At 75.8% G+C, this 20,103-nt stretch carries 17 protein-coding genes and 2 pseudogenes; 13 read left to right on the forward strand and 6 right to left on the reverse strand.

Annotation, left to right across the window (positions count from 1 at the left end):
* The first annotated feature begins 2 nt into the window (after positions 1 to 2).
* Entirely contained in the window at positions 3 to 1,745 is a 1,743-nt protein-coding gene (locus I3F58_RS18805; RefSeq protein ID WP_240109791.1) for a pyruvate dehydrogenase, read from the forward strand.
* 170 nt (positions 1,746 to 1,915) lie between these two features.
* A complete protein-coding gene (locus I3F58_RS18810; RefSeq protein ID WP_240109792.1) occupies positions 1,916 to 2,317 on the forward strand; it encodes an ATP-binding protein in 402 nt (133 codons plus the stop codon).
* A 97-nt stretch (positions 2,318 to 2,414) separates the two neighbouring features.
* On the opposite strand, the gene I3F58_RS18815 is transcribed toward I3F58_RS18810, so the two are convergent.
* Both I3F58_RS18815 and I3F58_RS18820 read right to left on the reverse strand, forming a co-directional pair.
* Positions 2,415 to 3,461 carry a DUF2637 domain-containing protein gene (locus I3F58_RS18815; RefSeq protein WP_240109793.1) on the reverse strand — a complete coding sequence of 349 codons (1,047 nt, stop codon included), beginning with the start codon at positions 3,459 to 3,461 and terminating at the stop codon, positions 2,415 to 2,417.
* Between the two features lie 211 nt (positions 3,462 to 3,672).
* Positions 3,673 to 4,527 carry a (2Fe-2S)-binding protein gene (locus I3F58_RS18820; protein WP_240109794.1) on the reverse strand — a complete coding sequence of 285 codons (855 nt, stop codon included), beginning with the start codon at positions 4,525 to 4,527 and terminating at the stop codon, positions 3,673 to 3,675.
* A gap of 194 nt (positions 4,528 to 4,721) precedes the next feature.
* Between I3F58_RS18820 and I3F58_RS18825 the strand changes: the two genes are divergently transcribed.
* Both I3F58_RS18825 and I3F58_RS18830 read left to right on the forward strand, forming a co-directional pair.
* Complete coding sequence (locus I3F58_RS18825) at positions 4,722 to 5,612, forward strand: GntR family transcriptional regulator (protein WP_240109807.1); 891 nt, start codon at positions 4,722 to 4,724, stop codon at positions 5,610 to 5,612.
* Positions 5,613 to 5,628: 16 nt separating this feature from the next.
* Positions 5,629 to 6,738, forward strand: coding sequence for a hypothetical protein (locus I3F58_RS18830; protein ID WP_240109795.1), 1,110 nt, complete (start codon positions 5,629 to 5,631; stop codon positions 6,736 to 6,738).
* Here the strand turns inward: I3F58_RS18830 and I3F58_RS18835 are convergent.
* From I3F58_RS18835 to I3F58_RS18850, 4 genes and pseudogenes are all read right to left on the reverse strand, one after another.
* Positions 6,719 to 7,348: pseudogene (locus tag I3F58_RS18835) on the reverse strand (AAA family ATPase); the annotation flags it as partial. The gene I3F58_RS18830 and the pseudogene I3F58_RS18835 sit on opposite strands and share 20 nt — an antisense overlap.
* A gap of 18 nt (positions 7,349 to 7,366) precedes the next feature.
* Positions 7,367 to 7,771 (reverse strand): ChaB family protein, encoded by a 405-nt coding sequence (locus I3F58_RS18840; protein WP_240109796.1) that lies wholly within the window; start codon positions 7,769 to 7,771, stop codon positions 7,367 to 7,369.
* Positions 7,772 to 7,867: 96 nt separating this feature from the next.
* A complete protein-coding gene (locus I3F58_RS18845; RefSeq protein ID WP_240109797.1) occupies positions 7,868 to 8,629 on the reverse strand; it encodes a hypothetical protein in 762 nt (253 codons plus the stop codon).
* Positions 8,630 to 8,798: 169 nt separating this feature from the next.
* Positions 8,799 to 10,046 (reverse strand): hypothetical protein, encoded by a 1,248-nt coding sequence (locus tag I3F58_RS18850; RefSeq protein WP_240109798.1) that lies wholly within the window; start codon positions 10,044 to 10,046, stop codon positions 8,799 to 8,801.
* 98 nt (positions 10,047 to 10,144) lie between these two features.
* On the opposite strand from I3F58_RS18850, the gene I3F58_RS18855 reads away from it, so the two are divergent.
* From I3F58_RS18855 to I3F58_RS18895, 9 genes and pseudogenes are all read left to right on the forward strand, one after another.
* The gene (locus I3F58_RS18855; protein ID WP_240109799.1) at positions 10,145 to 11,128 is read left to right on the forward strand and encodes an ABC transporter substrate-binding protein; all 984 of its coding nucleotides are present in this window, start codon (positions 10,145 to 10,147) and stop codon (positions 11,126 to 11,128) included.
* Positions 11,129 to 11,169: 41 nt separating this feature from the next.
* Positions 11,170 to 12,108 carry an iron ABC transporter permease gene (locus I3F58_RS18860; protein ID WP_275678681.1) on the forward strand — a complete coding sequence of 313 codons (939 nt, stop codon included), beginning with the start codon at positions 11,170 to 11,172 and terminating at the stop codon, positions 12,106 to 12,108.
* A gap of 20 nt (positions 12,109 to 12,128) precedes the next feature.
* Entirely contained in the window at positions 12,129 to 13,160 is a 1,032-nt protein-coding gene (locus I3F58_RS18865; protein ID WP_240109809.1) for an iron ABC transporter permease, read from the forward strand.
* Positions 13,161 to 13,171: 11 nt separating this feature from the next.
* Positions 13,172 to 14,042: pseudogene (locus I3F58_RS18870) on the forward strand (ABC transporter ATP-binding protein).
* 67 nt (positions 14,043 to 14,109) lie between these two features.
* On the forward strand, positions 14,110 to 14,247 hold the full coding sequence (gene amiA / locus I3F58_RS18875) for a streptamidine family RiPP (protein ID WP_240109800.1): 138 nt from the start codon (positions 14,110 to 14,112) through the stop codon (positions 14,245 to 14,247).
* Between the two features lie 119 nt (positions 14,248 to 14,366).
* Complete coding sequence (locus I3F58_RS18880; protein ID WP_240109801.1) at positions 14,367 to 15,215, forward strand: hypothetical protein; 849 nt, start codon at positions 14,367 to 14,369, stop codon at positions 15,213 to 15,215.
* The gene (locus I3F58_RS18885; RefSeq protein WP_240109802.1) at positions 15,212 to 16,681 is read left to right on the forward strand and encodes a CocE/NonD family hydrolase; all 1,470 of its coding nucleotides are present in this window, start codon (positions 15,212 to 15,214) and stop codon (positions 16,679 to 16,681) included. The genes I3F58_RS18880 and I3F58_RS18885 overlap by 4 nt, the downstream gene beginning before the upstream one ends.
* Positions 16,678 to 18,051 (forward strand): YcaO-like family protein, encoded by a 1,374-nt coding sequence (locus I3F58_RS18890; protein ID WP_240109803.1) that lies wholly within the window; start codon positions 16,678 to 16,680, stop codon positions 18,049 to 18,051. Before I3F58_RS18885 ends, I3F58_RS18890 begins: the two co-directional genes overlap by 4 nt.
* A 119-nt stretch (positions 18,052 to 18,170) precedes the next feature.
* On the forward strand, positions 18,171 to 19,949 hold the full coding sequence (locus tag I3F58_RS18895; RefSeq protein WP_240109804.1) for a hypothetical protein: 1,779 nt from the start codon (positions 18,171 to 18,173) through the stop codon (positions 19,947 to 19,949).
* Positions 19,950 to 20,103: the final 154 nt, after the last annotated feature.

Below are 20,103 nucleotides of genomic sequence, written 5' to 3' on the forward strand. Positions count from 1 at the left end.
CCATGGCCAGACAGACCGTCGCGGAACAGTTCGTCGAGATCCTCCTGCGCACCGGCGTCCATCGGCTGTACGGGGTCGTGGGCGACAGCCTCAACCCGGTCGTGGACGCCGTGCGCCGCACCCGCGGCATCGACTGGATCCAGGTCCGGCACGAGGAGGCCGCAGCCTTCGCCGCCGGGGCCGAGGCACAGCTCACCGGCCGGCTCGCCGCCTGCGCCGGATCCTGCGGGCCCGGCAACCTGCACCTGATCAACGGCCTCTACGACGCGCACCGCTCCATGGCCCCGGTCCTCGCGCTCGCCTCCCACATCCCGTCCGGCGAGATCGGCCTCGGCTATTTCCAGGAGACCCACCCCGAACAGCTCTTCCAGCGCTGCAGTCACTACAGCGAACTCATCTCCAACCCGCGCCAGATGCCCCGCCTGCTGCGGACGGCGATCCAGCACGCCGTGGGGCGGGGCGGGGTGAGCGTCGTCGCCCTGCCCGGTGACATCGCGGGCCGGCCCGCTCAGGAGAAGACGCTGAGGCACGACCTGGTGACCGTGCGCCCCACCGTGCGCCCCGGCGACACCGAGGTCGACGCCCTCGTCCGGATGGTCGACGAGGCGAAGCGGGTGACCCTGTTCTGCGGCAGCGGCACGGCCGGTGCCCACCCGGAGGTCATGCAGTTCGCGGAGCGTGTCAAGGCCCCTGTCGGCCATGCCCTGCGCGGCAAGGAGTGGATCCAGTACGACAATCCGTTCGACGTCGGCATGAGCGGTCTGCTCGGGTACGGCGCCGCCTACGAGGCCACCCACGAGTGCGATCTGCTGATCCTGCTCGGCACCGACTTCCCGTACAACGCCTTCCTTCCCGACGATGTGCGGATCGTGCAGGTGGACGTACGGCCGGAACACCTCGGCCGACGCTCCCGGCTGGACCTCGCGGTGTGGGGCGACGTCCGCGAGACCCTGCGCTGCCTCGTGCCCCGGGTGCGCCCCAAGACGGACCGCCGGTTCCTCGACAAGATGCTGAAGAAGCATGCGGAGGCGCTGGAGGGCGTTGTGAGGGCGTACACGCGCAAAGTGGAGAGGCACACCCCTCTGCACCCGGAGTACGTGGCGTCCGTTCTCGACGAACTCGCCGACGATGACGCGGTTTTCACAGTCGACACCGGCATGTGCAACGTCTGGGCGGCCCGCTATCTCACCCCCAACGGGCGGCGCCGGATCATCGGCTCGTTCAGCCACGGCTCCATGGCCAACGCGCTGCCCCAGGCCATCGGCGCCCAGTTCACCGACCCGGGCCGACAAGTCGTCTCGATGTCCGGCGACGGCGGATTCGCCATGCTGATGGGTGAGTTCCTGACACTTGTGCAGTACGACCTGCCGGTGAAGGTCGTACTGTTCGACAACTCGTCGCTGGGCATGGTCGAGCTGGAGATGCTGGTGTCCGGTCTCCCCTCGTACGGCACCACCAACCACAACCCCGACTTCGCGGCGGTCGCCCGCGCCGCCGGGGCCTTCGGTGTGCGGGTGGAGAAGCCCAAGCAGCTCGCGGGCGCCCTGAAGGCCGCGTTCAAGCACAAGGGGCCGGCACTGGTGGACGTGGTGACGGACCCCAACGCGCTGAGCATCCCGCCGAGGATCAGTGCCGAGATGGTGACCGGTTTCGCTCTCTCCGCAAGCAGGATCGTGCTGGACGGCGGGGTGGGCAGGATGCTCCAGATGGCCCGCTCCAACGTGCGGAACATCCCGCGACCTTGACACCCCGCTGTGCCCCACTGCTCCCCTCCGTGCGCCCGCTCGTCGGTGCTTCCCATGCGTGACCCTGGGAAGGCAAGGGCATGGATCCCGTGAGCCTGTTCGAGGTTCGAGGGAAGAGTCAGTGACGTGGGGCGGGGGCTATGAGTGGGCGTCAGGCAGAAGTCGGACCCATGACGGCGGACGGCATACGCCTGCGGCGGCACGTGCGGGGCGGTGACCTCACGGCCGTCGCGGAAGTGCGCTGCTCGCTGCGGGAGTTAGTCCGGCATCGGATCGCGGCCGATCCGGCGGACACGGCCGAGCTGCTGACCAGCGAGCTGGTGACCAACGCGCTCATCCACACCCGCCGCGGCGCGGTGGTGACGGCGACCCTGGGCCGTACGACGCTGCGGGTGGAGGTGCGGGACTTCGTTCCCGAACTGCCCGACCCCTATGTGCCGGTCACGGACGACGGCACGCATGGCAGAGGACTGCTGCTGGTGCAGGCGCTCGCAGACGCCTGGGGAGTGCACACCCAGGGTGTCGGCAAGGTGGTGTGGTTCGAGCTGACGGATGTGAAGCCTGCGGCGTGAACGGGCTGCCTCCGCCCCTTGTCCGCCCGGCGTACGCCGATGGGCCCACCCGTCGGCATGCGGGTGGGCCCATCGCCTGAGGTGACACCGGCAGGGATCAGCCGAACTGCTTCTCCAGGCTCTTCAGCTTCTCCTCCAGGGAGTCGAGTCGGGGAACCGCCTGGGTGTCGTCCTCCGCGGTGAGATCGACCGTGCGGGGCTCAGTCCCTCTCACGGCCTGCAGGGAGGGCCGGGATCGGTGCGGCAGCTGTCCTTGCTCTGGTATGGCGGGCTCCGCGACGGCCGCCGAGGAACCCGTCGCGGAGTTCAGGGTCTGCACGTCCACCTGGCGGCCACCTCGGCCCAGCCCCCAGGCACGGTGCTGCCGGTTGAAGGCCCGGAGCCTCGCCCGGTCCAGCTTCTGCTGCTCCCGCCGCTGCCTGCGGGCCTGCAGCTTCTCCCGCCGGTCCTCGCGCACCTCCTCGACGGCGTCGTCCAGGGTCCGCACGCCCTCCAGCAGCATCAGCGACCAGGCACCGAAGGTCTCCCTGGGTGCCCGCAGCCAGCGGACCACCCGGATCTGCGGCAGCGGGCGCGGCACCAGGCCCTGCTCGCGGAGTGCCGCCCGGCGGGTCTGCTTCAGAGCCCGGTCGAACAGCACGGCCGCGGAGAGCGACATGCCCGCGAAGAAGTGCGGGGCGCCGTCGTGGCCCATACCGCGCGGCGCGTGCACCCAGTTGAACCAGGCGGCGGCCCCGGCGAACAGCCACACCAGAAGGCGGGAGCCGAGCGCGGCGTCACCGTGGCTGGCCTCGCGGACGGCGAGCACCGAGCAGAACATGGCGGCGCCGTCCAGGCCGAACGGGACCAGGTACTCCCAGCCGCCGGTGAGGTTGAGGTTCTGCCGGCCGAAGCCGACGAGTCCGTGGAAGGAGAGCGCGGCGGCGACGGCCGCGCAGCAGAACAGGAGCAGATAGGACGCGATGCCGTAGATAGCCTCCTTGCGGCGGCGACGTTCCTCGCTGCGTTCCCAGGAGTCCTCGGCCGGGGCCTTCGCCCCGGCGGCGCGCTTGCCGCGCGCGAGCACCACCACCGCCGCCACGGCCCCAGCGAGCATCACACCGCCCGGGAGCAGCCAGTCCAGCGATATGTCGGTCAGTCTCATGCGGTGTCCCTCGCATCGCGGTAGAGCGTTACGGAGCGCCATACTGGCCGACTCGCGCGGTGCGGCAGGGGGTTTCTGAGGAAGAGAACGCCATTGGGGCCGCAGGACATGCAAATAGGTGCGATCTACTCGAACTGCTGTATGTGCAGCCTTAGTTGAGTTCGATTAATCTCACCCGGCCGGGTGGCGTGGCGGTCCCGGCCCGAGGCCCTCAGGCCGCGGCCGTCAGTTTGCGTACCCGGTCCGCGTCGCAGGTGCGCGGGCAGGTGACGCAGGTGTCCTCGGGGCGCAGGGTGTAGAAGAGGCAGCAGCTGGCCCGGTCGCGGGTGGGGAGGGCGCGGCCGTCGGGGGCGGTCAGTTCACGGAATCCCGCGTTCCCCACGTACGGCTTGTCGCTTCCCGGGAGGAGCAGTTCCAGCTCCGCCATCGCGCGCGACTCCTCGCCCAGCAGTCCCGCGATGTACCAGAGGCCCTCGACGATCTCGTCCGTCGCCATGCCCCACAGGGCCCGGCTGCCGCGCCGCATCCGCGGCCTGAAGCCTTCGAGCACCGGGTCCAGGTGCTCCGCGACGGCGGCCCGCACCTCGGCGCGCAGGGCCTCCTCGTCCGGCACGACCCGCGCCTCCGGCAGCAGGGCGGCGGGGTCGTCCGGAAGGCACGCGAACTCCCTCACCCGTACGGCCATGTACCCCAGCGCCCGCTGGAAGGCGACGTCTCCGGCCGGAACCCGGGGCACCCGGCGGCCCAGGAACCAGGGGACGGTCACCAGCAGACAGGCGGGCCAGGCGTAGCGGTGGAGTCCGAAGCTCGCCACCACGTCCGGGCGTGCCGGGCGTCCGTGGTCGCGCTCCACCTGTGCGGCGTCCCAGGACAGGAAGGCGTCCAGGGCGGGGCCGCCCTCCGCGAGTTCGCCGGCCCCGACCCATCCCTCGCCGTCCGGCAGCTCCTCGTGCTGACCGAGTTCCCGTACCCGCAGTCCGGGGAAGACCGCCGAGAGGCGGGCGTACGAGGAGGCCAGGGGAGGGGCGACGGGAGAGGGGGCGGGCGGCAGTGTGGTGACGGACATGCGGGGACCACCGATTCGCGATCGCGGGAAGGTCGCTTTAAGGTAAGCCTTACCTTACCCGATCTGATCGATGTGTGAACGCCGTGCGTCTGCGCCTATCGTGCACACCGGGCCCTTTCACCGCGAGCCGGGCCCCGGTACGGAGCGGTAGGAGGACCCGAGTGGAGCAGGGCGGCGGAAGGGCGACCCCGGTCGTGGTGCGCGCGGCACACGGGCTCGCGGAGGCTCCCGGGCAGACCGGGGCCGGGGGCTGTGCACGCGGCGAGCACACGCACGCCTCCGCGGGGCCGGTGCCCCGGGGCGGCACCCCGGGGGCCGTGGCCGTCGCGGGCGGGGAGACACCGGCCCCGGTGCGGGCGTCCGGGCGCCGGGAAGGGCCCGGGGCGCCGGGCTCGGGCCGGGCGGTCCCGGTGAGGCCGGCGGGCACGGGACCCGAAGCGGTCCAGGCCGACGCCGCACGGCGGGTGCAGAGGCATTCCGTGCGGGGGCAGGTCCTGCAGGCGCTGCGGGCCGCGCTGGTCGGCGGGGAGCTGGTGCCCGGCGAGGTGTACTCGGCGCCCGCGCTCGGCGTGCGGCTCGGCGTGTCGGCCACGCCCGTCCGGGAGGCCATGATGCAGCTCGCCCTGGAAGGGGCCGTCGAGGTCGTGCCGAACCGGGGCTTCCGTGTCGTCGAGCGCAGCCCTCGCGAGCTGGCCGAACTGGCCGAGGTCCGCGCCCTGATCGAGGTCCCGGTGATGCTGAGGCTCGCCCGCACCGTGCCCGCCGCGCGCTGGGCCGGGCTCCGGCCGCTGGCCGAGGCCACCGCTGCCGCCGCCGCGCACGGCGACCTCGCCGTGTACGGGGAGGCCGACCGCGCCTTCCACCGCGCCCTCCTGGGCCTCGCGGGCAACGAGCAGCTCGTGGCCGTGGCGGACGACCTGCACCGCCGCTCGCAGTGGCCACTGGTGAGCCCGCCCGTCACACGGCGCGCGGACCTCGTGGCCGACGCCGCCGAGCACGGCGCGCTCCTGGACGCCCTGGAGGCGGGGGACCTGGCCGTCGTCGAGTCCCTGGTGCGGGAGCACTTCACCGGAGCCGTGGACTGAACCGGCGGGAGGAACTGTGCGCGCCACGGTATGGGCGGCCGCCAATCAACTGGGCGTGGCGGCCGGAACCCCGGCCGAGCTGCTGACCGCCGTCCTGGCCGGGCCCCGCCGTGCCGCCCGCGTGGAGCTGGCCGGGAACGACCCGGAGACCGGCGCGCTGGCCCGCGACCTGCGCGCGCTCGGGCGGCTGGAGGTGACCCTGCACCCGCCGCCCCCGCCCGGGCCCGCGCCCGAGCCGGACCTGTCGGACCCCGTGGCGGTCTGCGCGGCCGATCCGGTGCGGGTGACCCGCGCGTACGAGGCGTCGCCCGGCGGCCACCGGGGCCTTCGCACCGCGTGGCTGCGGGCCGGGCAGGCGCTGATCCGGCCGGGCCAGACCCCGGCGGGGCGTGCGCTCGCGCTGTGGGCCGCGCTGGGGGAGGGCGGTGCGCAGGAGCTGCGGCCCGCACTGGAGGAGCTGGCGCGGGATACGCCCTGGGAGGTGGCGGGGGTCCGGGAGGCACCGGTCAGTGCGCTGACCACCTGCGGCGGGCGGCTCGTCCTGGCGGAGGACCCGAGGGTCAGGGCCCTGGCGTGCATGCCGCCGGGCGGAGCGGAACTGCGGCTGGACGAGCGGGGGAGGCTGCGGGTGGAGGGGCCCGCGCCCCGGCTGGTGCGGGCCGTCGCGGCCACGCTGGCCACGCACCCGGCCAGTGCGCTGGCCGCCGCGGCCGATGCGGTCGTCACCGGTGACCGGATGGGCTCGGTCCATGCCTTCAGCCTCGGCGGGCTGCGGCAGGCGGCGCCGCATTCCGGGCGCGTCACCGCGCTCGCGGCGACGGGAGCCCCGGGACTGCGGGTGTACAGCGGCGGGGCCGACGGAGCCGTACACCTGTGGGAGCCGCCCCGGGAGCCGCGGCTCGTGGCCCGGCGCCCGCACCCCGTGGTGACGCTGCACGCCGGAGGGGGCGGCCTGGCGGTCGCGTGGGCGGACGGCCTGGTGGAGCTCCACGAGCAGGCCGGGGACCGGGAGACCGCCGTGCGGCGGTTTCGGCCGGGACCGGCGGTGCGGGCGGTGGCACTGCGGGGGGACGGCGGACTGGCCGTGGCGGCGGGGGACGTGCTGGTCACCTTGCGGGTGCGGTGAGGGCAGCGGCGGGGGTTCCTCCCCTGCCGCCTTCGACCGCCGCCACGCGGCGGGTGCGCCTTCCCGGTCGTGCCCGATGTGCGGCCCGACCGCGTGGACGGCGGCCGTCCACGCTGACCGGGCCGGCTTGGGCGCGCCGGTCCGAGTGTGCCGTACGTCCGGTGCGTGCCGGGTCCGGCAGCGCCGACTCGGCGGCGGACTCGCAGACATGGGCCAGGTCGGCGCCGGAGAGGCCGTCGGTGGCCTTGGCCGGCCTGCCCAGGTCGACGCTCTCGATGGGCCGGTCCTTGAGGTGGTAGCGGAGGATCGCCTCGCGGGCGGGCGCGTCCGGCGGCAGGACGAGCAGGGCGCGGTCCAGGCGCCCGGGGCGGCGCAGGGCGATGTCCACGTCCCAGGGCACGCCGGTGGCGGCCAGGACGAAGACGCCCTCGGCGGCGGCGTCGATGCCGTCCGGTTCGGTCAGCAGCTGGTTGACGGTGGTGCGCATGCCGCTGTTCCGGGTGCGGCTGCGTTTTCCGCCGAGCGCGTCCAGCTCGTCGGGGAGGACCACGCAGGGGGCCTGGCGGCGGGCGGTGGCGAACACCTCGCGCATGTTGCGCTCGGAGTTGCCGGGACGCGCCCCGGGCGGTTACCGCTCGCGCGACTTCCTCGTCCTCGACCGGTTCTCCTTCCTCAGCGCGTCGACCAGCTCCGACTTGTTCATCTGGGAGCGGCCCCCGATCCCCATGCGCTTGGCCAGGCCGTACAGGTGTTCCTTGGACGCGTTCTCGTCGACGCCCTCGCCGCTGCGGGCGGGTGCGTCGCGCGGGGTGGCGGCGCGGGGGCCCGAAGGGCCCTTGCGGCCCCTCTCCTTGGCCTCCCAGTGGTCGCCGACCTTCTCGTACGAGTGCTTCAGCGCGCCGTACGCGACCCGGTGGGCGCGCTCGCCCTCGCCGTACTGGCCGACGGCCGAGTCGTGCGCCCTGATCCAGGTCTGCCGGGCCGCCTCGGACGACCGCTCCAGCGTCGACGGAAGTTCCTCACGCCCGGGCATGTGCCATCACCTCCGGTGGACGTACCGCCAGGGACGGGATGCCGGACGCGTGCCCCTCCGGGGCCTTCCGAAACAGCGCCTGTCCGGATCCGCCGGTCACGCCGCCGGACGCGGCGCCAGGTGGCCGGCCAGCCAGGTCGGCACGCCGCCCAGGAGGTGGAAGAGGCGGCGGGCCTCCGTACGCAGCCGGGTGGCCTCCGGTTCCGGTTCCGCGTCCGCGAGCGCAGCCAGTGCCGGAGCCGTGCCCACCAGGTAGCCCAGTTCCTCGCGCAGCCGCAGCGACTCCGCGAAGCCGTGCCGTGCCTCCGCCAGTTCACCGTCCCCCAGTGCCAGCGCCGCCAGGTGCCGCCAGGTGAACGACAGCAGTAACGCGTCGCCCCGCGCGGTCGCCCCCGCGTGCGCCCTCCGGTACGCCGCCCGCGCGGCCTGCGGTGTGTCCGCCAGGTACTGCGCGAGGAGCCCGCGGCGGAAGTCCAGCAGCGGGCGCCCCGGCGAGGACGGGCTCAGCAGCGCCGCCGCCCGCCCCAGCGCCGACCGTGCCTCGTCCGCCCGGTCCCGCACCCCGTGCAGGGTGGCCGCGTACGCGAGGTAGCCGCGCTCGCAGGCGGCGGCGCCCCGGTCCTCGTCCTCGCGCGCGACCGCCTCGGCCGCCCGCAGCGCATCCTCCGCCTCCGCCCATCCGCACTCCGCGTACAGGCACCGCTCGATCAGCAGCGCAGCCCGCTCCACGGCGACGGGCGGCCGGTCGGCGGTGGGGGCGAGCAGTGCGGCGGCGTCGGTCCAGCAGCCGCGCGAGCGCAGCCGCCACACCGCGGTCCGGAGGGGATCGTCTTCTTCGGTGGTTCCGGATCCAGACATGGCGGACTGCGCCACATTGCCCTCCCCGAGCGCGCCATCGAGCTGTTGGGTCGTGAATGGGTCCGAGCGCATCTCAGCACGGATCGGAGCGCTCGGCCAAGAGGGTTACGTGAATTGATTCACAATCATGCGACCGGAGGGCGGCGGGGGAGATGCGTGCCGGACCGTTTCAGCGGCCCACCGGATCGGCCTCCGCACCGTCGTCGGGCGTGATCAGCGCCAGGTGGCCGCCCTCGTCGAGCGAGGTCGGCACGGTGAACGTGGCCTGTGGCTCCGCTTCCCCGGTTCCGTCGAAAAGGTGAATCTCACCGTGCCCCCCGCGCGTGACGGCGATCAGCGGACCGCCGGGCGAGGCGGCGACCGCCCGTCGCTGGACCCCGTCCCACGGCGTGGCGCCGGGCTTCGGGGCGCCGTCCATCGGGGGCAGCGGGAACCGGGCCGCCACGCGTGGGCCTCCCGCGGCCGAAGGGTCGACGAGGATCAGCTCGTCGCCGTCCGGGTGGACACGCGCACAGGTGATGTGCCGGTCGCTCACCGCCAGCCGGAAGACCAGGCCGGGGCCGAGCGGCACACGGCCCGTGCGGCCGTCGTCGAGCCCGTGGAACCAGGCGTCGTTCGTCCACTCCGGCCACGCGCCGGGGGCGGGCGGCCCGCCGCGCACACAGGACCACAGAGCGCGGCGCACCGGGTCGAGCCGCAGGTAGTAGCCCCGCCCGGGCCCGGCCCAGGGCAGCGGCTCCTCCGGGACGAGCCGGTCGCCCTCCCGGCGGGCGCGGTGCACCCCGGACCCGGCCGCCGCGAACAGCCGCCCGGTGACCGGGTCGTGGGCGTCCCCGTGGCCGTCGTCGTCGGCCAGCGCGGTCTCGTACGAGGGCGTGGCGGGCGGGCAGGCGGGCGCGGCGGACAGCAGGGTGTCGTGGCGGTAGGCGGCCAGCGTGCCCGGCTCGCGGTGGCGCAGCACCGTGAGGGGCCGTGACCCGGGGCCGCCCAGGACGGTCACACCCGGCTCGCCGGGGCGGGTGCGCACCCGCACGGCCCGGGGGCGGTCCCCGTCCCCGCCCAGGTCGACGGCGGTCAGCAGGTCGCTCCACGCCTCCGGATTGCGGCCGAGCCCGGTGGTGACGGCCAGGTGGCGGCCGGACGGGTCGGCGGCCAGGTGCTCGGCGGGGGTCGCGACCGGGACGGTCGCCGTGACCAGGGGGCGGCCGTGGTCGGGGCCGTACGGGTCGAGGACGACCAGTTCGCCCGCGAGGTCGTCGACGAACGCGGCACGGCCGCCCGGCAGCGCGAGGAATCCGGCGTGTTCCGCGAGGTGCCTGCCCTCCACGGCGGCTGTCTCCCTCCCGCCGGGCAGCTCCAGAACCCTCATGGATCCGGCGACCTGGTCCGCGACGAGCAGACGGGGGGTGGGGTGCATGCGGTGCCTCCGGAGTCAACGGCTTCCTTCTTATTGATAATGATTATCATGTGAGTCGTACTGGCCGTAGGTCACGCGGAACGAGGAGTGGGAGTCATATGTCACGCAGGATGCTGACGAGGGTGCGCCGTTGGGCCGCCGCCGCCGTCATGGGGACGCTGCTCACCGGGTGCGGTGGCACCGGGAACACCGTCTCCGGCGACACGGCGCCGGACGGCGCCCGCACGACCGGGGCGGAGGTCCAGCCCCTCACCGCCGCCAGGGAGATCACCGACCCCGCAGGTCACAAGGTCGCCACGGCCGCCGCCCCGCGGAGGGTCGTCTGCCTGGTGGCGCTCTGCGACGACATGCTGGCCGAACTCGGCATGAGGCCCGTCGCCACCAACTCCGGCCTCCTCGCCCACCCGAAGTTCCTCGGGAGGGACGAGGCCGCGAAGATCCCCGTCGTCCCGGGCGGGTTCATCGCACCGGAGACGGAGGCGATCCTGTCCCACAAGCCGGACCTGGTCATCGGTCTGGAGGACACCCACGGCAGGCTCGCACCCGCCCTGAAGGGGGCCACCGTCTTCTGGCCGGTCCAGCCGGACAGCTGGGAGGACAGCGTCGGCTACCTGCGCGGCCTCGCCGCGCTGACCGGGCGGACCGAGCGGGGCGAGGCCGCCGAACGGGGCTTCCGCGCCAAGCTCGCCGCCGCCGAGGCCGCCAGGAGCGACCGGACCGCACTGGTCGTCTTCGGCAGTGACGAGAACTTCGGGGTCGCCGCCCCCGGCAACGACGTCGCCGCCGGACTGTTCCCGAAGATCTCCCACTACCCGTGGAAGAGCCGGGGCGTCGAGGGCACCTACAGCATGGAGGAGATCCTCGCCGCCGACGTGGACGTGCTGTTCGTGGAGACGCTCTCCTTCGGCGGCCCGGCGGACGGCAGGCTGTCCGACGAACTCGCCGAGAACCCGCTGTGGTCCCGCATACCCGCCGTCAGGAACGGCGACGTACACGAGGTCGACGCGGACGTGTGGGCCAAGGGGCGGGGTACCCGGTCGCTGGGCCTGGTCCTTGACGAGGCGACGGCCGCGCTGAAGTGACCGCCTCGCGTTCCTCGCGGCACCTCGCCTTCGCCGGGGTGCTGCTGACCGCCGTGACCGGGGCCGCGCTGAGCCTCGGCACGCCGTACGTGGCGCCGGGCGCGCTGCCGGGGGCGCTCGGGGGCGAGGACCTCGCCGGGGTCGTCGTCACCGAACTGCGGCTGCCCCGCCTGGTGCTGGCGCTGGTCGCCGGGGCCTGTCTGGGCGCGGCCGGGCTGGTCCTCCAGGAGGCGCTGCGCAACCCGCTGGCCGTGCCCGAGATGCTCGGGGTGTCCAGCGGCGCAGCCCTGGGCGTGGCCGCACCGCTGGTGCTCGCGGTGTCGATACCGGCGGCGGTGCAGCCGTTCCTGGCGCTGGGCGGCGCCGGGCTGGGCGGCGTACTGACACTGCTGGCGGCGGGCTTCGGACGCAGCCCGTCTGCGGTGCTGCTGACCGGCGCGGCCGTGGCGGCAGCGTTGCAGGCCGCGCTGCTGGTGCTGATGGTGCTGGCCGACCAGCTCGACCTGCAGCTCATCTACCGCTACCTGCTGGGCAGTCTGTCCGCCCGCACCTGGGACGACGTGGCCGGACTGTGGCCCTGGACGGCCGTGGCCGTGCCCGCGCTCGTGCTGTGCGCGCCTGCGCTGGGCGTGCTGCGGCTCGGCGACGACGACGCGCGGGCGCTGGGCGTCCGGGTGCGGTCGGCCCGGCTGGTGGCGCTCGCCGTCGCCGTGGTGCTGATCGCGCCGGTCGTGGCGGTGTGCGGACCCGTCGCCTGGGTGGGCTTCCTGGCCCCGCACCTCGCGCGGCGGCTGCGGCCCGAGCTGGACGCGGTCGGCTGGCTGCCCTGGTCGGCGGCCTGGGGTGCACTCGCGGTGGCGGTGGCCGATCTGCCGGCCCGGCTGGCCCTCGCGCCCGTCGAGACACCGGTGGGGGCGTGGACGGCACTGCTGGGGGTGCCGGTGGGCGTGGCGTTGACGAGGGGAGGGGTGAAGCGTTGAGCGGCGCTCCGGCGAAGCGGATGCCGGTCCCCCGGAGGCAGCGGGCCGCCGGGCCGCGCCTGGCCGTGCTCCTGCTGCTCGTCCTCGCCGTCGCCGTCGCCGGTACGGTCGCCGGGCGGACGGTGTCCGGGGGCGGGGTGTGGGAGGTGCTGCGAGGCGGCGGGGACGCCACCGCCCGGCACGTCGTGCTCCAACTGCGCTTGCCGCGCGTGCTCGTGGCGCTGGTCGCGGGGGCGTCGCTCGGAGCCGCCGGGATCGTTCTCCAGTCGGCGCTGCGCAACCCGCTGGCCGGACCCGAGGTCACCGGGGTCACTCCCGGGGCGGTGCTCGGGGCGGTCGCGGCGACCGGGCTGGGGCTGGCCGGGTGGCGGTCGCCGGGCGCCGTGGTGGCCGCCGCGTGCGCGGGCGGGTTCGCCGGGGCCGGGCTGCTGTGGCTGCTGGCCGGGCGTGACCGGGGCGATCCCGCACGGACCGCCGTGCACGGGGTGCTCGTGTCGGCCGTGCTGGCCGGGCTGACCGCGATGGTGCTGCTGGTCGCGCCCGGTGAACTGGGAGGCGTCGTCCAGTGGCTGGTCGGCTCCACCGAGGGACGGCTGTGGACGCACTGGCACCTGCTGTGGCCGTGGGCGCTCGTCTGGGGAGCGGCGTCCTGTCTGCTCGCCGGGCCGCTCACCCTGCTGCGGTGCGGTGACGAGCAGGCCGCCGCCGCCGGGCTGCGCACCGGCCGGGCCCGGCTCGCCGCGCTGGTCTGCGCCGTGGCGCTCACCGCGGGCGCCGTCTCGGCGGTGGGCGCGCTCGGGTTCGTCGGGCTGCTCGTCCCGCATCTGGCGTTCGCGGTGTGCGGGGCGGACCTGCGGACGGCCCTGCCGGGGGCCGCGCTGCTGGGGGCGGCCGTCGTGGGCGGGGCGGACGCGGCGGCCCAGTGGGGGTCGCGGGCCCTCGCCCGCGTGCTGGACGCCGACCGGCTGAGCGTGCCGGCCGGTGCGCTGACCACCTGCGTCGGGGCGGTGCTGCTGCTCCTCGTGGCGCGACGACGGAAGGAGGAGGTGTGACCTCCACAGAGGTGACGTCCGGAGAACCACGGGACCATCCGGCGGGCGTCCGCCCTGCCGCCGGGGCCGTGCGGGCCGAGGGGCTGCGGTTCAGCTACCCGGGGCGTGAGGTGCTGTCGGGCGTGGACCTGCGCGTGGGCGCCGGCGAGTCGGTCGCCCTCGTCGGGCTGAACGGCTGCGGCAAGAGCACCCTGCTGAGGCTCTGCGCCGGGCTGCTGCGACCGGAGGCCGGACGGGTGCTGCTGGACGGCGAGGAGGTGGCCCGGCTGTCCCGCAGGGCTGCGGCCCGCCGGGTGGCGCTCCTGCACCAGTCGTCCCCGCCCGTACCCGGCATGACGGTCCGGCAGCTCGTGCGGCAGGGGCGCTACGCGGCCCGGGGCCCGCTCGGGATGCTGCGGGAGGGGGAGGACGGCGTGTGCGCCCGGGCCCTGGCGGACGTGGGGGTCGCCGGGTGGGCCGACCGGCCGGTGGACGCGCTGTCGGGCGGCGAGCGGCAGCGCGTGCGGCTGGCGATGGCGCTCGCCCAGGACACCCGGGTCCTGCTGCTGGACGAGCCGACCACGTACCTCGACCTGCGCCACCAGCTGGAGGTCATGCAGACCGTCGCAAGGCTCCGGGAAGAGCGGGGGCTCACCGTGCTGATGGTGCTTCACGATCTGGGGCACGCCGCCCGGTTCGCCGACCGGATCGTCGCCCTGCGGGACGGGCGGGTCGCCGCCGACGGACCGCCCGCCGAGGTCGTCACGCCGGAACTGCTGGCCGGGGTGCTGGGTGTGGCGGGGCGGGTGGGGCGTGACCCGGTGGGCGGCTGGCCCGTGTGTTACCCGGATCACCCTCTGCCGGCCACGGAAGTACTTGCGGAATGAAAATCATATTCATTAAGGTCGGTGGTGCGTCGCCGGACCGGTGGCGCGCACCGCATCACCCGTACTGAACGGAGTCTCAACTCATGGAGCAGCACAAGGTGTTCACCCCGATCGCCGAGCAGGGGCAGCTGGCTCACCTGTCCGCGACCCACTCCAACGCGCTGGTCGAGAACCCCTTCGAGGACACGGCCGACGCCGTCGAGGCCGGCGCGGAGAAGTAGGCCGCGACATCGGCTCGTCGTCGATCACGTACTGGGCCCGCCCGGCTGCCTTCCCGGGCGGGCCCGCCTCTCTCCCTCTCCCTCTCCCCGACCTTCCGACCCGACCAGGAGAAACAAGCGTGCAGTTCGCCCCCGGCGTCGTCCTCGTCACCGTCCCCGGCGGGGAACTCGCCCTGCGCACCCCGGACGGCTCCTTCCTCCGCGTCGACACCTCGGGCGCGGACGCCGGCGCCCTGACGGCCCGGCTCGCCGACGGCACAGGCGCGGGCGACCCCGAACTCGACAGACTGGCGGCCGCGTTCCACGACGCGGGGTACACCGGCCGCCGGGAAGGCGGCACCTCCCGGGACCGGCCGCTGGCCGGCCGTACCGTCGTCGTCCTCGGGGACCCGGTGGTGGCCGGGCTCCTCACACGATGGGTCCGCGACGCGGGCGCCGCCGTCCCGCAGACGGCCGGGGACGCGCAGGGGACGGAGGACGCGATCACGGCGGCCCTGGAGGCCGACCCCGCCCGTACGGCCGTCGTCTGGTGCCTCGACGGTCCCGTACCGCCCGGCCTCTGGGACGCCGCCGACCGGCTGCTCCCCGCCCGCGGCGCCGCCTGGCTGCGCACCCACCGGGAGGGCCGCCACATCTGGATCGAACCCCCGGCCGCCGGGCCCGGCGATGTGACCTCCGCCCACGTACGGCTCCGTCGCCTCGCCGCGACCCCCGCGCACCGCCAGCTCGCCGCCTACTGGGCGGGGCACCGAACTCCCGACGACACCCCGCGCCACACGGAGACGTCCGCCGCGCTCACCGCCGCCCTGCTGACCGGCGACCTGATCGCCTGGGCCGCCGCCGGAGGCGCCCCGCTCGCCGTCCGCCGCCGCCTGCGCCGGATCGACCTGCGGGACCTCACCGTCACCGAACACCCGGTGCTCCCGGTCCCGGAGGTCGCGCCGCTGCCGGAGAGCCGCACGGCATGAGCCCGCACCTCGTGACCCCCGCGGCCCGGACGGCCGTCCGCGTGACGACCCTGCGCGTCGACGGGCTCGCCACCGACCTGTGCCTCCCCGCCACCCCGCCCGGCCCCCACCCGGCCGTCCTGATCCGCACCCCCTACGACCGGCGCGCCCACCGCGCCGAACTGCGGGCCTGGGCCGCACGCGGTTTCGCCGCAGTCGCCCAGGACGTGCGGGGACGCTACGGCTCCGAGGGCGACTGGCGCCCGTACGGGGACCACGAGGCGGCCGACGGGGCGAGCGCGCTGCGGTGGATCCGCGGCCGGGTGTGGAGCGACGGCCGGATCGTCGCCTCGGGCGCTTCGTACGGGGCGTTCTGTGCGCTGGCGCTACCGGGCGCGGACGCCGTCATCGCCGCCGTGCCCGCGCTCGGACTCGCCGAGACCGCACGCGAACCGACCGGTCCCGAGCGGCTGCACGCCCGGGCCGGCTGGTGGGCCGCGCACGGCGACCGCCGCGAGCCGGCCGCCCGGCCCGGGCCGGTCGCGCTCGACCGGCTGCCCGTCTCCGGCCTGCTCGACCTGCCCGCCTGGCCCGCCCTGTGGGCCGCTTCACGCCGCCCGCTCCCCGCCGGGGACATGCCGCTGCTGGCGGTCGGCGGCACCCGGGACGCGTTCGCCGGGGACACCGTCCGCCTCTGGCGCGGGTGGCGCGGCCCCGCCCGGCTGCTGCTCGGGCCCTGGGGGCACGGGCTGACGGCCGACCCGGCACCCGAGGCCCGGCCGGCCCACCGCCTCAACCTCGGTTCGCTGTACGCCGACTGGGCCCGGGCCGCCCTCGCGGGCTCCCTCCAGGGGCATGGCGCGACGGCCGCGCTGGGGGACAGCGACCACTGGTGCGTGCTCGACAGCTGTGCGGGGACCCGGGCTTCGTACCCCCCGCAGCCCTTCGGCTTCGACGACCCGACCCGGCTGCGGCCGCTGCGCGGCGTGGAGTTCGTCGCGGATCCCGCCCGCCCGGTCCGCTCCGACGACCTGGCCGTGCCCGACACGGCCCCGGCGGACCGCTGCCTGCTCGTCGGCCCGCCGCTGCCCCGCCCCCTGGACCTGCTCGGCCCCGCCGAAGCCCGGCTGGACGCGACCGCCGACACCCCCTCCGCCGACTGGGCGCTCCGGCTGACCGCGCTCACCCCCGACGGGCACGCCCGCCCGCTGGCCACCGGTGTCGTGCGGCGCAGCCGCCCCGGGCCGTTCACCGTGCCGCTCGGCGTGCTGGCCCGCCGCCTCGACGCGGGCACACGGCTGCGGGTGGAGGTCGCCGGACACCACTTCCCCGCCCACGCCCGCAACCCGCACACCGGCGAGAACCCGGTCACGGCGACCCGCCTGACCGCCTCGCACCGCGCCGTACGCCTGACGGGCAGCCGACTGCTGCTGCCCGTGGCGCCCCGCATCCGCAAGGCCGACCCCCGACAGGAGATCCCGAAGTGAGCACCACCGCACTGGACGTGGAGGCACTGGTCGACCCCGTATGCGGGCTGATACGCGGTGTCGCGCCGGTCCCGCTCCCCGACGGAGCCCCGCCCCGCTACACCGCCATGACCGCCGAGGTCTCCGACGCCCGCCGCTTCGGCGCCTGGCCCGCGGACCGGGTCTCTCTCGGCACCACCTTCGGGGACCCGGCGGGCGCCCGGATCGCCGCCGTCGCGGAGGCCGTGGAACGCTACTGCGGCAACCGGCTCCCCCCGCCCGGTCACCCGGGCGCCCCGCGCCGGGCCACCGCCGCCGAACTGTCCGCCGAGGGACTGCGGGTGTACGGGCCCGGAGACCTGCCCGCCTACGCGCCCTGGCAGTACGCCCGGCCCCGCTTCCCGTACCGGCCGCTCACCCCCGACACCCCCGCCCTCTGGGCGCGGGCCCGGGAGGAGGGCGGCGGGGACTGCTGGGTGCCCGTCGCGTTGAGCCACCTCAACTGGCGTCAGGGTGAACTGCGTTCCCTGCCCCGCACACACCACCTCAACTACGCGGGCATCGCCGCGGGCCGGGGCTTCGACGACGCCGTGGAACGCGGCCTTCTGGAAATCGTCGAGCGGGACGCCCTCGAACTGTGGTGGCACCTCGACGGGCCCGCCCGCGGCATCGATCCGGCGAGCGTGCCGGGCCTCGCGCGCGACCTCGAAGGCACCTCGCTGGAGGTGTCCGTCGTCGAGATGCCGTCCGAGTTCGCGCCCTGCATGGCCGCGCTCGTCCATGACCCCGAACGCGGCATCCACGCCGCCGGGTTCGCCTGCCGCTACGACCCCGCCGAGGCGGCCCGCAAGGCCGTGCTGGAAGCCGTCCACACCTGGGTCTTCACCCAGGGCGCCACCGACGCCGACGGCTGGGTGTTCCAGGCCATCGAGGCGGGCATGCTGGCGCGGGGCCTCTACCTGGAGCACCGGAGCGACCGGCGCTACCTGGACGACACCGGCGAGGACTTCGCGGCGGTACGGGATCTGGGCGCGCACGTCCAGGTGTGGCTGGACCCGCGCATGGCGCCGTACGCGCGGCGCTTCACCGACCCGGCGCTCGGAACGGTCCCGGTGCGGGACGTGAAGCCGGGCGGCCGTGAGGCCCTGAGGACGCGGCTGGCGGAGGGCGGGCACCGGGTCCTCACACTGGACCTCACCACGGAGGACGTGGCGCAGACCCCGCTCCGGGTCGCCAGGGTCCTGGTGTCCGGGCTGGTGCCCAACGCGCCCGCCGCCTTCGCCTACCTGGGCTGCCGCCGCTTCGGCGAGGCCGCCGTGGCGCGCGGGTGGCGTGCCGCGGCACCCGCCGGGCCCGGGGACTTCACGCTGGCTCCGCCCCCGCACATGTGAGGCGCGCCGTGATCCGTTCTCTTGCCGCCGCGCTCGCCCGGGCGCGTTCACCGGAGGTGCCCGGGCCAGACTTTCCGGCCGGGCGTCAGGTCAGTGCCTGGCCGGGACCGACCCTCGCCGTGCCGGCACCGCTGGACCGGCTGCTGCGGTGCTCCCTGGCCGGGGGGCGGCTGCGGGCCGCCGCCTCCGCCGGGGGGCTGCACCCCGTGAACGTGCACGTTCTGCTGGGGGCGGGCCCGTGGGCCCTGCCGCCGGGGCGGTACGCCTACGACCCGGTCGCCCACCGCCTGCGGCTGCGCGGTGCCGTCGACGGGGGTGCGCCGCCGGGCGCGCTCGCCGTGCTGACGGTCACCGCGCGGCGCACGGTCTCCCACTACGGCCACCGCGCGTGGCCCCTGCTCCTCCTGGACGCGGGCCACGCGGCCGCGGCGCTGGCCCTGGCGGGGGCGGCGGGATGGTGCCCGGACACGGGCGGCGCGCTTCTCTCCCGGGCGGCGGGGCTTCCCGAACGGCAGGGGGAACGAGAACACCCCTTGGCGGCCGTACGACTGGCGCCCGGGACGGCGCCTCCGCCGCCCCGCCGCTTCCCGGCCGTCCCGATGCGCGGCTCGTCCGCGCGAGGGTGCGCCGCACCCCGAACCCCCCGCTTCTCCGACTCGCCCCATGTCGTCGAGCTGGGCGTGCCCCCAGGGCCTGAAGAGGCGGCTCGTCCGGCGCCCGACGGCCGGACACCCGGGCCCGTCCCGCGCACGAGGACGGGCCAGAGGCGGGGCAGGGCAGAGACCGACGCGCTGCACCGGTGGGCCGCGCACCCGCCCACCACGCCGTCACCGCCCTGCCCGCACCCCGCACCCCCGGTGCTCCGCGAGGCATGGCGGGTCCTCGACGGCCTGACGGCGGCCGACGGCACCCCCACCTGGCTTCCCACCGCCGCACCGCCCCTCGACGACGCCGCACTGACGGCCCGCCGCAGTGCCGCGCCCCCCTTCCCCGGGGTGCCGGACCAGGGACAGCTCGGCACCCTGATCGGCATCGCCCGCGCGGCCGCCGCCCACGCAGAGGGCCTGCGCTGGACGCTGATCGTGCCGGGGCGCCGGCTGCCGGGGCTGGCCGCCCGGGCGGCCGGGCAGGCGTGGCTGGCCCGCACCGGGGCCGTGCTCCTGGCGCACGGATGCCCCGACGACGCCGAGCCCGCGCGGGTACGCCGCGACCATCTGGCCGCGGGATACGCCGTCGGGCTCGCCCAGGCCGCCGCGACGGCACTCGGTCTCGCGTCCCGGCCGGTCGGATCGTGGCAGCACGGCTCCGAGGGCCCCGCCGACATCGTCCACGCCCTGGCGCTCGGCCTGCCGACCGCCGCCGCGGGGCCCGCCGGTCCGGCCGGGGGCTCCGAAGCCGCCGAGGCGCCTGCGCCCGCCCGAACCGCTGGGGCCTCTGCGCCTCCCCGAGCCGCTGGGGCCCCTGGTCCCGCCCGGCCCGCCCGAGCCGTCGGACACCCTGGAACCGCCGGACCGGCCCGGTCCCCGGAGCTGGCCGGTGGCGTCGGTGCCCTCGTGTCCGCGGCGTCTGCCGGGCCCATCGTGCCCGCCGGTTCTGCCGAGGCAGTCAGGCCTGAGGGCCCTGCCCGGGGTGTTGAGGCCCGCGGGCCCGCCCCGGCTGCCGGGGTGCCGGGGACTGCTCGGTGCGTTGAGGTCCCCCTGTCCCCTCGGCGCGCGCAGGCTGAATCTGCTGTGCCTCCGGAGTCCGTCGGGCCCGTGCGGCCTGCCGAGGTCCCCGGCTTTGCCCGAGCCGCCGGGCCCGCCCGGGGCGGCCGAGGCCCGGAGGCCGAATCCGCCGGGCCTGCCCGGGTCCCCGCCCGGGCGGCCCCGGCCGCACACGAAGGGAACGAACCCCGATGATGCTCCACCCGGAGCTGCTGCGCGCCGCCCGGACCGCCCGCCGGCCGCTCCTCGGCGCGACCGCGCTGCTGGTGGCCGTCGCGGCCACCCACCTCGCGCAGGCCGTGCTTCTCGCGCTGGCGCTGGCCCGGATCGCGCGGGGTGACCCCGGCGC

It is taken from the genome of Streptomyces sp. MUM 203J (assembly GCF_022414595.1).
Classification (GTDB): domain Bacteria; phylum Actinomycetota; class Actinomycetes; order Streptomycetales; family Streptomycetaceae; genus Streptomyces.

Excerpts from the sequence above, each read along its gene's own strand:
- I3F58_RS18805 (WP_240109791.1), top strand. The coding sequence starts at position 3 with ATGGCCAGACAGACCGTCGCGGAACAGTTCGTCGAGATCCTCCTGCGC.
- I3F58_RS18810 (WP_240109792.1), top strand. The coding sequence starts at position 1,916 with ATGACGGCGGACGGCATACGCCTGCGGCGGCACGTGCGGGGCGGTGAC.
- I3F58_RS18815 (WP_240109793.1), bottom strand. The coding sequence starts at position 3,461 with ATGAGACTGACCGACATATCGCTGGACTGGCTGCTCCCGGGCGGTGTG.
- I3F58_RS18820 (WP_240109794.1), bottom strand. The coding sequence starts at position 4,527 with ATGTCCGTCACCACACTGCCGCCCGCCCCCTCTCCCGTCGCCCCTCCC.
- I3F58_RS18840 (WP_240109796.1), bottom strand. The coding sequence starts at position 7,771 with ATGCCCGGGCGTGAGGAACTTCCGTCGACGCTGGAGCGGTCGTCCGAG.
- I3F58_RS18845 (WP_240109797.1), bottom strand. The coding sequence starts at position 8,629 with ATGTCTGGATCCGGAACCACCGAAGAAGACGATCCCCTCCGGACCGCG.
- I3F58_RS18850 (WP_240109798.1), bottom strand. The coding sequence starts at position 10,046 with ATGCACCCCACCCCCCGTCTGCTCGTCGCGGACCAGGTCGCCGGATCC.
- I3F58_RS18855 (WP_240109799.1), top strand. The coding sequence starts at position 10,145 with ATGTCACGCAGGATGCTGACGAGGGTGCGCCGTTGGGCCGCCGCCGCC.
- I3F58_RS18865 (WP_240109809.1), top strand. The coding sequence starts at position 12,129 with ATGCCGGTCCCCCGGAGGCAGCGGGCCGCCGGGCCGCGCCTGGCCGTG.
- amiA (WP_240109800.1), top strand. The coding sequence starts at position 14,110 with ATGGAGCAGCACAAGGTGTTCACCCCGATCGCCGAGCAGGGGCAGCTG.
- I3F58_RS18885 (WP_240109802.1), top strand. The coding sequence starts at position 15,212 with ATGAGCCCGCACCTCGTGACCCCCGCGGCCCGGACGGCCGTCCGCGTG.